General features: G+C 37.4%; 11 protein-coding genes. 1 reads left to right on the top strand and 10 read right to left on the bottom strand.

The features are described from left to right. From AC1DVB_RS22440 to AC1DVB_RS22430, 3 genes are all read right to left on the bottom strand, one after another. Positions 1-479 (bottom strand): class I SAM-dependent methyltransferase (locus tag AC1DVB_RS22440; RefSeq protein ID WP_477591039.1); only part of this gene is annotated, 479 nt, incomplete at its 3' end. Between the two features lie 229 nt (positions 480-708). Continuing rightward, positions 709-1,137 carry a transcriptional regulator MntR gene (mntR, locus tag AC1DVB_RS22435; protein ID WP_048687667.1) on the bottom strand — a complete coding sequence of 143 codons (429 nt, stop codon included), beginning with the start codon at positions 1,135-1,137 and terminating at the stop codon, positions 709-711. 102 nt (positions 1,138-1,239) lie between these two features. Further along, positions 1,240-3,417 (bottom strand): DNA topoisomerase III, encoded by a 2,178-nt coding sequence (locus tag AC1DVB_RS22430; protein WP_477591037.1) that lies wholly within the window; start codon positions 3,415-3,417, stop codon positions 1,240-1,242. A gap of 587 nt (positions 3,418-4,004) precedes the next feature. Between AC1DVB_RS22430 and AC1DVB_RS22425 the strand changes: the two genes are divergently transcribed. Then, entirely contained in the window at positions 4,005-4,247 is a 243-nt protein-coding gene (locus AC1DVB_RS22425; protein ID WP_477591035.1) for a hypothetical protein, read from the top strand. A gap of 349 nt (positions 4,248-4,596) precedes the next feature. Here AC1DVB_RS22425 and AC1DVB_RS22420 read toward each other — a convergent pair whose 3' ends face one another. From AC1DVB_RS22420 to gdhA, 7 genes are all read right to left on the bottom strand, one after another. After that, the gene (locus AC1DVB_RS22420) at positions 4,597-4,971 is read right to left on the bottom strand and encodes a nuclear transport factor 2 family protein (RefSeq protein ID WP_477591033.1); all 375 of its coding nucleotides are present in this window, start codon (positions 4,969-4,971) and stop codon (positions 4,597-4,599) included. A gap of 101 nt (positions 4,972-5,072) precedes the next feature. After that, positions 5,073-5,708: an NAD(P)H-binding protein gene (locus AC1DVB_RS22415; RefSeq protein ID WP_477591031.1), complete on the bottom strand. Its 636-nt coding sequence runs from the start codon at positions 5,706-5,708 to the stop codon at positions 5,073-5,075. A gap of 188 nt (positions 5,709-5,896) precedes the next feature. Further along, a complete protein-coding gene (locus AC1DVB_RS22410; protein ID WP_262869465.1) occupies positions 5,897-6,640 on the bottom strand; it encodes an SDR family oxidoreductase in 744 nt (247 codons plus the stop codon). 44 nt (positions 6,641-6,684) lie between these two features. Further along, positions 6,685-7,713, bottom strand: coding sequence for an NADH:flavin oxidoreductase/NADH oxidase (locus AC1DVB_RS22405; RefSeq protein WP_477591029.1), 1,029 nt, complete (start codon positions 7,711-7,713; stop codon positions 6,685-6,687). A 412-nt stretch (positions 7,714-8,125) separates the two neighbouring features. Next, entirely contained in the window at positions 8,126-8,554 is a 429-nt protein-coding gene (locus AC1DVB_RS22400; RefSeq protein WP_262869467.1) for a MarR family winged helix-turn-helix transcriptional regulator, read from the bottom strand. Positions 8,555-8,881: 327 nt separating this feature from the next. Beyond that, complete coding sequence (locus AC1DVB_RS22395) at positions 8,882-9,511, bottom strand: fumarylacetoacetate hydrolase family protein (RefSeq protein WP_477591026.1); 630 nt, start codon at positions 9,509-9,511, stop codon at positions 8,882-8,884. 108 nt (positions 9,512-9,619) lie between these two features. After that, positions 9,620-10,598: NADP-specific glutamate dehydrogenase (gene gdhA, locus AC1DVB_RS22390; RefSeq protein WP_477591025.1), on the bottom strand; the 979-nt coding region annotated here is incomplete at its 5' end.

Below are 10,598 nucleotides of genomic sequence, written 5' to 3'. Positions count from 1 at the left end.
CTGAATTTTTTTCGCGGCTCAGCTGTTGGACCAAGTATTCCAAAGCAGACATAACCTCCAGGCTTTATTACCCGTTGGATTTCCTTCAACACCGTTAAGGGTTCACCCGTATATTCCAAAGAATTAATGACCATTGCCGCATCCATTTCTTCATCTTTGAATGGAAGGTTATAGAAATCCCCTTGCAGGAAAGAAAGTCCTGGTTGTTGAGCGGTTTTCCCCTTTGCAAATTCAATCATCACATTGGATAAATCAACTCCAGTTACTCTAAATCCCGCTTCGGCCAATTTCAAGGAGCCAACTCCATCTCCACAGCCTATGTCAGCCACCTTCACTCCCGAAGGCACATATTCAGAAAAGAAGGGAATGATGTTTTTCCGACTCCCCGTTTCCCACATTTCTTRCGAATTCTTCACCCACATAGGTGCAAAAACATCCCATTCCTTTTCCGACTCTTTATGCCATGTATGTATATTCATAAGAAATTCCCCCTCCCATTTAATCCCTAATCAATAAGTTACTGAGAAACACAAAAACACTTCGTTTTCCCGAATCAAAATACCGGGGCCTCTTTATAGCTATTCTGTTCATAATCAAAAAATCCTCTTTTAAAACGTTACTCCCCTTTAGACCTTATTTGTAAAATGAACCATGCCCGGTTCAAGAAGACAGATGAAATTAATACATAAAAAAACTGCCAGCGGCAGCTTATTTTGAATTTTCTTCATTTCTTTTTTGTATCTTTCGTAAATCCTCGACACGGTCTGGAGATTCTTCAAAGAATTCAACCAGGTCTCCAATCCTATCGATGGCATTCCAACTAAGGTGGTGTTCAATCCCCTCTACATCCTGATAAATATTTTCTTCCTTGACCCCAATCAACCTTAGCATCTGTTCTAAAAGTTCATGGCGGTATACGAGCCTTTTACCAACTTTTTTCCCATTTGCGGTTAAGACCAGACCCCGGTACTTTTCATATATCAAATATTTTTCCTGATCAAGTTTTTGAACCATTTTTGTAACAGAAGATGGGTGGACGGAAAGATTTTCAGCAATATCGGAAACCCTTGCATATCCTTTTTCTTCAATAAGTAAATAAATTTGTTCTATGTAATCCTCCATGCTCGGTGTAGGCATTCGGAATCCTCCCATTCAAACGCATATCTAAAAATTTTACTATATATACGACCCCGAAACAAGAAGATATAAGTCTCAGGGCGCCTTTAATGAAGTCTTTCCTTAAGTTTGCTTGACGTTTTGTTCTGTCGGGAAAGTAAAACTGATCTTCTTTTCAGAGTCGGACCAAGATAAAATGGCATCAAAGGTCTTTTCCCCTTTCTTAAAACCGCTTATCAAATCCGTTTCACCGCTCGCCAACAGCTTTTTTATATTTGCTTGACTGATTTTCTTATTAAGGATTTTTTTGGATATTGTGAAGTTACACTTTGTTTTTTGATAACTTACACATCCATAGAATTCCCCTTTATCGACAATCTTAGAACCGCATAGTTTACAGCTGCCCACAGATGCCGAGCTTCTTTTTTTAGAGCCGCTCCGTTGAATCGACTCGGTATCCAGCCCTTGAAAATCCCAGTTTTCCGATGATTCCACGGCATCACTGATGATTTTTGCCGACATCTTTTTAACAGCTTCCATAAATCCGCCAGCTGAAGCCTTCCCTTCACCAATTTCCCTTAATCTCTGTTCCCATTTGGCTGTCATCTCGGGTGAAGCCAGGATTTTCTCCCCGATGGCAGTAATCAGCACTTTTCCTTTATCTGTCGCAAACACCTGGTTTTTTTTCACATTGATGTATTTACGGTCTTTGAGCATGGTAATGATGCCAGCCCGAGTTGCTTCGGTTCCGAGACCCTCGGTTTTCATCAGTACTTTTTCTAACTCTTCATTATCCAGATGCTTTCCGGCAGTTTTCATCAAAGTGATCAGCTGACCCTCTGTATAGCGCTTAGGAGGTTGGGTTTTTCCTTCTTTCACCTTTATATTGGCGACATTTCCAGTATCCCCTTTGGAAACGGACGGCAAAATGATATCATCATCATCCTTGTCATTATTTTGGAAAATCACTTTGCGCCATCCCTCTTGGATCTGCTGCTTGCCTTTAGAAATGAATTCGGCCCGCTTATCGACAAGCGTTTTAATGGTGGTGTAATCGAAAATCGCTTTCTCATAATGAGCCGCAATCAACCGGCGAACAACCAAGTCATATATATTCCGTTCTTCGGCGGAAAGCCGCTTCGGGTCGGTTACCTGCTCCGTCGGAATAATGGCATAGTGATCAGTCACTTTTTTTTCATTTACAAACCGTTTATTATTCATGATGTTCGGTTGTGGCAAAGGAAACAGGGATTCATATTCTGAAAATCCGCTTAGTTTTTGCAAAATATCGGGAAATGTTTCGGCTTCCCCCTCCGTAACGTAATTGGAATCTGAACGTGGATAAGAAACGATCCCTTTTTGATATAAACTTTGCACGATATCAAGCGTCTGTTTCGGTGAATATTTATAAATCTTGTTCACTGTCGCTTGCAATGATGATAGATTAAATAACAAAGGCGGCTGAAATTCTTTCCTTTCAGTATCCATTTCCGCTATTTCAGCTTCCTTACCCTTACAAAAGGCGGCAATTTTATCAGCCATTTCTTTTGTCTTGATTCTCGGATCATTATTCAGCTGCCATTTACCCTGATATTTCTTACCGTCCATCTTGAAATCTGCGAACACTTCCCAGAACGGTTCAGACTTGAATTGCTCGATTTCCATTTCCCGCTTCACTATCAAAGCAAGAGTCGGTGTCTGAACCCTTCCAGCTGAAAACACATCCGAAACACCCCTTTGTTTCAATAAAATACTATACGCTCTCGACGCATTCATTCCCACAACCCAGTCCGCACAAGCTCTCGTATACGCTTCATAATAAAGCGGCCTGGTTTTTTCTTCGCTCTTCAGATTTTGAAATCCCTCATAAATCGCTTTCGGGGTCAAAGAGGATATCCATAAACGTTTCATCGGTTTATTGACATTGCATAAGTTAACGATGTTGCGTACTATCAATTCTCCTTCACGCCCGGCATCACCTGCATGAATGATTTCATCGACTTCCGTTTTCCTAAGCAAAGTCTTCACAACATTGAATTGCTTTGCCTTTTGCCTTGTCACTTCATATTGAAATTTCTCAGGAATCATCGGCAACGTTTCCATCGACCATTTTTTCCATTTTGAATGATAGGTTTCCGGCGAAACAAGTTGACATAAATGTCCGACGGCCCAAGTTACATAAGCTCCATCGGGGAAAAGTTCATTCGGCATGATTTCTATATAGCCTTGCTGTTTTTTCGTTTTAAATTGAGCCGCTAGCGTTGAACCTTGATCTGGTTTCTCCGCAATGATTAGCTTCATGATCATCTTCACCTAATCCGTTACAAAATATCTTTCCCCTATCATTATACCTTAATTATCACAATCGGCTAGATATGACTTCGTTTTTACCGGACTGATAGTAGAAAGCATGGAATGATTGCTTTACTTCGGTGTAGAGTCAGGTTTTCAGGGAGATAAAAAATTCACCTAAATATTAGCAGTTCTATAGGTGAAAACTTCACATTTGGGTGAATCGGAGTATATACAAATAGTACAATATTAAATGTGTGGTTCAATACTTTTCACTGTTTAGATGTAGAAATTAAATTTTTGATGTTATTAATACAAAAGCTAAAGGTATAGGTACTTCGTTAAGTAGATTTTTAAAAAGAGAAAGTGATAATCTTAGTTGGATTGCAACACAGCTAATTATTGACCCTCACAGCCCCTTGTATAATAAAGGAACGTTAATTGGCAAAAGAACTAAAGAAAAGCATATCACTTTACAAAATGTATATAACTTTCTTGTGTTATTAATTAAAAATACAAAGATAGCCGAGTTACCTAAGGAAAAAATACTTAATATAACCCTTACATATTTTAATTGTTTTAAAGAGTTGTTACCTGTGGAATGGAATGATTATAAGCAATATAGATTAACTCATATAGTCTGTTTAAATGCTTTAGCTATAGCCGGCAATAAAATTATTCCTTCAAATTATAATTTCACTTCGAACCAGTTAAACATTAACGAAGTATCAAAAAAAATGATTAATATAAAGATATTTGATTGGTCAAGTGAAGGAACCTTGAAATATCTAAAAGGTGCTAGTGGTTCTAAACTCTTAGCTGAAGATATAATTGCTTGAGTAGAAAAATAATTATTTGGTTTTCACTTCTAATATTAAAATGGCCAAAAATCAAAATGATTTTTGGCCATTCTTTCATATTATAATAAATATAATATTAATATTTTCAATTCTATCTGGCGTAAGATTCTTGGCAATAACTACGCCGACAATTAAGGTTTGAGAAGTGATTTAAATAACATTCTCAATTTTTGAAACAGCAAAATTATCATTCGGAGCCCATACTAACAAGATTTAAGGATTAGTATAAAATATGAATGGATATTGATAATCCAATCATTTAAGAGAAATACAGGTTTATAGGGTTTTGAAATTCAAAGTTTTGCATGATGTTTATTAGAAACTATTTTTACGAATGCAGATGGAATAACTTCGAAATAATGATCCATTCACCGCCTAGTTTAAGTAATTGCTGAAAATCAGTGTATGATTCGCCATACGCATCATTCTCTAAACTTATACGAACCGAAGCAATCGTTCCTTCAACATCTAGAATATCAACTCTTGATTTAAGATTTTTTGCAGGACCAGCTTTATCCATAAAGTCCCATAAGTTTTGAATAGGTCCTCCTAGAAAGCCATCAGTTGTGTTGTAACCGTACATAGTTGCATCTTTATGAAAAGCTTGCTTTGCTACTTCTTTGTTCCCTGTAATAAGGCCTTCAATATACTTATTCACCACTTCAATAATCTCATCGTAATCTTTTATTGCTGTTTTGCTCATTTCTCCTCAAACCCCCTTAAGTTATAAATAGTCCATTTAACGATAATAAAGTTTTGTAGCTCAGTCTCGTTTTATTTGATATGCATCTGGAAAAGCTATTCTTATAAATTTCGCAAAGCGTCTGCTATAGGAGTTTTACCATCTCTCATTGTGATAACTTTTCCAATGGTATTAGGGTCTTGCAAACTCTGAACTAACGTGTCCACTACATTTTCTATAGCATTTTCACCAGGGTGATCAATATTGACATCTATACTTCCAGATCCAGGCTCCTCTTTTAAAGCACCAGGCTGTAAGATTGTATAGTCTAACTTGGTATTATTAATCAGCCAATGATCAGCAAAATGTTTAGCAATATTATAATTTGTTAAATCTTTTAGAAAAGCTTGACCCCACTTGTCTGGTTCAAGAGAAAATACGGAACTAAGCATAATAAATCTTTTTATCTTCTTGCTTTCAGCAGCGCGCATCACATTGACAGCGCCATTTAAGTCAATCTTCAATAAATCTTTTCCTCTAGAACCAGCCACAAAGAAAATGGCTTCTGCGTCATGTATATTTTCAGCTATTACCTCAGGACTAGCTAATAAATCTACATGAACATAACGAACATTGCTCGAATTGCTTGTGAGGTTATCTCTTCTAGTTCCTGCGTAAACAAAATGACCTTTCTCAACTAGTTTATCAACAAGATATGAACCTACTCGACCATTAGCTCCTACTACTAATACCTTCATGAAAAAACCTCCCAAAATAAATTTTAATGATAAAATGATATTAATATGGTCTGACCATATAATATCTAGTAAGTTTAAACCAAACTATAAGTGTAAAACTAGTTGTCTCATTCCTATAGACAAAATCAAGTATGGCAAATTACCTTTCTTTGCTTCGTAATCAGACGTATTTCTTTCGAAGTACTACATCACCATTCCTGAGCTGTAGGTGTGACAATCACATCATTAATCATGACGTTTGCAGGTTTATTAACCACAAATCCAATTGTTTCAGCTACATAGTCTACGTCAATAGCTACCTTATTTAATTCTCCCAGTACGGATTTTACATCTTCATCTGTCACTGTATCCTGCCAATTAGTTGCAATGACACCTGGTGAAACTAAAACAGCTTGAATATTATGTTTGACTGATACCTCTTTACGTAAACTTTCGGTAATCGCTCTTACTGCATACTTTGTAGAACTATACACTCCATGGCCTTCGCCAATCGCATGACCGGCAATGGAACCTACATTAATGATTTGTCCGCCTTCTTGTTTCTTCATATGAGGAAGGACCGCAGCTACTCCATACAGCACACCTTTTACGTTTAGATCGATCATCGTTTCCCATTCGTCTACATGAGCGTTATCCCACATGGAGAACAACATCATCCCTGCACTGTTAATTAACGTATCCACTCTTCCGAATTTATCTACTGTAAAGTCCACAAGAGATTGAACATCTTCTTTAACCGTAACATCTGTCACCTTATAGGAAGCCGTTCCCCCGTCTTTATTGATTCGATCTGCTAGACTTTTTAGTTTCTCTTCATTTCTAGCAGCTAGAACGACAGAGGCCCCATTCTTCGCAAGATGAAGCGCTGTTGCTTCCCCAATACCACTTGAAGATCCTGTAATGATGACTACTTTATCTTGAATATATGACATGTTTTATACTCCTCCTTTAGGTTTGTACCTTTTGTTACTTCAACTTATCTTCTAAAACCATCTGCGTACTGTGTAGGCACAATCGTCTCTTTTTTCAATGTAGCTGCAGCTTCTAATGCCCAATGAGGGTTACGTAGCATGCCTCGGCCAACAGCTACAAGGTCTGCTTCTTCATTTCCAATTACCGCGTTTGCTAATGCAGGGTCATCTAATCTTCCTACTGCAATGACAGGAACATCAAGAGCCTTCTTAATTTCTCTTGCTAGTGGCACTTGGTAAGCTGCATGGGTACCCGGTTTTCCCCAAGCAGCAATCTGACCTTCGCCACCTGAAGAGATGTCAAAGATATCTACTCCTGCTTTTTGATATTCTTTCGCAAATGCGATACTTCCGTTAATATCATATCCATCTTCTACATATTCTTTGGCAGAGATACGCATCACTAATGGCATGTTTTCTGGAATTTCAGCTTTCGCTGCTTCAATAATTTCTCGGCCGAACTTCGTGAGATCTTGGCCATACTCATCATCTCGTTTATTCGTTAACGGAGAGTGGAATTGATGAATTAAATAACCATGAGCGCCGTGAATTTCAATAGCATCAAACCCGGCTTTTACTGCACGCTGCACCGCCTTACGGAATTTTTCTACCATTTCTTTGACTTCAGCTGTTGAAAGAGCTCTTGGTGTTTTTGATTTTTCATCAAATGGAATCGCTGAAGGCGCAACCGGTACTTCTGCGTCTTCTGCTTTGCGACCGGCGTGAGCAATCTGGATACCCACTTTGGCTCCGTAACGGTGACAAGCTTCTACAATTCGTGCTAAAGCAGGAATTTGTTCATCTGACCATAACCCTAAATCATAGTCTGAAATACGACCATCGGGTTCAACGTCTGTCATTTCAACCATAATAAAACCAGCTCCACCGATTGCTCGATTTACATAGTGTAGGTAATGCCAGTCTGTCGCAATGCCGTCTTTCTTTTCAACTGAATATTGACACATCGGTGACATGACAACACGGTTTTTTAATTCCAATCCTTTTAGCTTATAAGTACTAAATAAATGTTCCATGCTAAAAACTCCTTTTTAGTTAAATAAATAATTGAATAAATGTTAACCACAACATATAGTTCCTCATGCATGTTAAATTATACGATTTAGTATACTTAAAACATATAAATTCAACACTTTTAAATGCATGCGCGTGCATCTAACTTACAATAGCTATTTCTCTTTGTCAACCTATACATTTTCATATAAATTAAAAGGAGATAAAATTAAATGCATGAGCATGCATTTAATTTAACATTAATCATTTATCTTTGTCAACCTTTCACAATCTAAAGGAGAAATATATACACACAGCAATAATATTTAAATAAAAGATAGCTCCTGTGAACCATACTAGGCTAAAGTAACAACTGATTCATATCTAAATAAATAGAAGTAACTGCCTTGTTTAAAATAAACTTAGAAGGTTACATTATAATTTCTGCATTAAAGATTGTAACTCACGTTGAAGATTACCTTTTGAAAAAGCAATGTGAAGAATATTTTGAAAAGTATTCAAGGCTCTCTCTAGTTTTTCTTCACCTAATGTAGTTAAACGTGTGTAGATACCTCTACGATCATCTTCACATATATGTCTTTGTAATGCCCCACAACTTTTTGCTTCGAGCCTACCTACCAGCCTTGATATAGCACTTTGGCTTAATCCTACCATCTCTTGTAATTGCTGTAACCTCAATTGTTTATCGCTTGTTTGAGATAAAAAGTAAAGAACGTAAAACTCTTTTAACGACAGGTTATGATTTTTTTGCAAAGTACTTTCTAGCTCATTAGTAATGCTCATTTGAATATTAGTAATAGATAGCCAATTATATAAATACTCATTTTCTGGGTTGTTTTTCATGCACATTCCACCTGTTCTATCCTATATTATTATAATATAGCACTTTAAATGATTATCGTTATCTTTTAAATATAGTGCTCAAGACTAAGTTCTAAAATACTTCATTAAGAATTAATTTTAATCAGGTTTTAATGGTCAAGCTTTTTGAATAAAGTACGTGCCATATTTATTTCAACTTAAATGGAGGAGTTTTCCCCACTTCTTTTCTATATATCCTTATCCCCCTTATACTTTAATTGTTTTTCCTTATTTTAGAGGAGTTTCTTCTTTTTGTCTAAGATTGAGAAATCTCCACGAAAAAAAACAGTCAAAAATGACTGCTCTTTTTCATGGATGTAGTATGACTGAACAGTATCCCACTTCATTTCCACCCCAGTTWAGTGAAAGCTKGTCTTGATCTGAAAGAGGACCGACACCACTTGGAGTACCGGTAAAAATAATATCTCCTTTCCCTAGCCCAAAATGCYCTGCTGTAAATTCTATAATCGTTTGCAAATCAAAAAGTAAGTCTATAATATTTCCGACTTGTACACGCTCTCCATTTTTAAAAAGAGAAAAATCTAATTGTTTACATGCTTCAACACCTATAAACGGAATAAATTCACTAACAACAGCTGAATTTTTAAATCCTTTAGCCAAAAGCCAAGGATGCTGTTTTTGTTTTAACTGTGTTTGAACATCTCTAAGTGTTAAATCCAACCCAATGGCCATGGCATCTACTATTTCATCTACTTTCATTCCTGGTTCGTACTGCTTTGAGATATGTATGACAAGTTCAGTTTCAAAGTGAATGGAACCCTGATTACTGGGCAATGTAATTGACTGACCATTTGCTTCCACAAGCGAATGAGTTGGTTTTGAAAATAAAATAGGAGAAGTTGGTACTTCATTATTTAACTCTTTTGCATGTAAGGCATAGTTTCGACCTACACAATAGATATTTTTAATGTCTTTCATAATTAAGCTCACTCTTTTCTTTTAAAGAAATATAATTTCATGCTAAAAAATTCACTAGATTTTATTAAGGCGGTCCAAATTGGGGCCGCCTATTACATTATCTTATTTTTAGAGGATACCTTGAATCAGCATAGCGTCTGCTACTTTAAGGAAACCAGCAATGTTTGCTCCGACAACTAAATTGCCAGGCTCCCCGTATGTTTCGGATGCTTCTACACTGTTTTTATAAATGTTTTTCATGATACCGTGAAGTTTGGCATCGACATCCTCAAATGTCCAAGGCATTCTAGCACTGTTTTGGGCCATTTCAAGTGCAGAAACGGCAACCCCACCCGCATTGGCAGCTTTAGCGGGTCCGAATAAGACGCCATTATTAAGGAATATGTCAATAGCCTCAAGGGTGGAAGGCATGTTGGCACCTTCACCTACTGCCTTCACGTTGTTTTTAACCAGCAATTTGGCTGCTTCTTCATCAATCTCATTTTGTGTTGCACACGGAAGGGCGATGTCGCAAGAAACAGACCAGATACCGTAACTTCCTTCATTGTATTCGGCTTCCGGATGCGCAATGACGTACTCACTCAGACGTTTTCTTTCTACTTCTTTTAAGCGTTTAACTGTATCTAAGTTTAGGCCATTTTTATCGTAAATGTAACCATTGGAGTCACTGCATGCAACTACTTTAGCACCCAGCTGTGTAGCTTTTTCGATTGCATAAATAGAAACATTACCAGATCCTGAAACAACGACAGTGCTTCCGTGGAACTGTAAACCTTTATCTTTTAGCATTTCTTCGACGAAGTAAACCGTTCCGTATCCAGTTGCTTCTGTACGGGCAAAGCTTCCGCCATAACTTATCCCTTTACCAGTTAAAACACCTGCGTAATAGCTTCCTTGCATCTTTTTATACTGACCGAATAGATATCCTATTTCTCTTGCTCCAACTCCGATATCGCCAGCCGGTACATCCGTGTCCGGTCCGATATACCGACCTAATTCTGACATAAAGCTTTGGCAAAAACGCATGATTTCAGCGTCTGATTTTCCTTTTGGATCGAAGTCAGATCCGCCTTTCCCGCCGCCGATA

It is taken from the genome of Peribacillus sp. P4_D6 (assembly GCF_056401795.1).
The sequence above is the reverse complement of the archived record's forward strand: the minus strand, read 5'-3'. Positions and strand labels throughout refer to the sequence as shown.

What these genes read in the sequence shown, in the direction of transcription:
- AC1DVB_RS22400 (WP_262869467.1), bottom strand. Translation starts at nt 8,554, where the DNA reads ATGAAAAACAACCCAGAAAATGAGTATTTATATAATTGGCTATCTATT.
- AC1DVB_RS22430 (WP_477591037.1), bottom strand. Translation starts at nt 3,417, where the DNA reads ATGAAGCTAATCATTGCGGAGAAACCAGATCAAGGTTCAACGCTAGCG.
- AC1DVB_RS22410 (WP_262869465.1), bottom strand. Translation starts at nt 6,640, where the DNA reads ATGTCATATATTCAAGATAAAGTAGTCATCATTACAGGATCTTCAAGT.
- AC1DVB_RS22405 (WP_477591029.1), bottom strand. Translation starts at nt 7,713, where the DNA reads ATGGAACATTTATTTAGTACTTATAAGCTAAAAGGATTGGAATTAAAA.
- AC1DVB_RS22420 (WP_477591033.1), bottom strand. Translation starts at nt 4,971, where the DNA reads ATGAGCAAAACAGCAATAAAAGATTACGATGAGATTATTGAAGTGGTG.
- mntR (WP_048687667.1), bottom strand. Translation starts at nt 1,137, where the DNA reads ATGCCTACACCGAGCATGGAGGATTACATAGAACAAATTTATTTACTT.
- AC1DVB_RS22415 (WP_477591031.1), bottom strand. Translation starts at nt 5,708, where the DNA reads ATGAAGGTATTAGTAGTAGGAGCTAATGGTCGAGTAGGTTCATATCTT.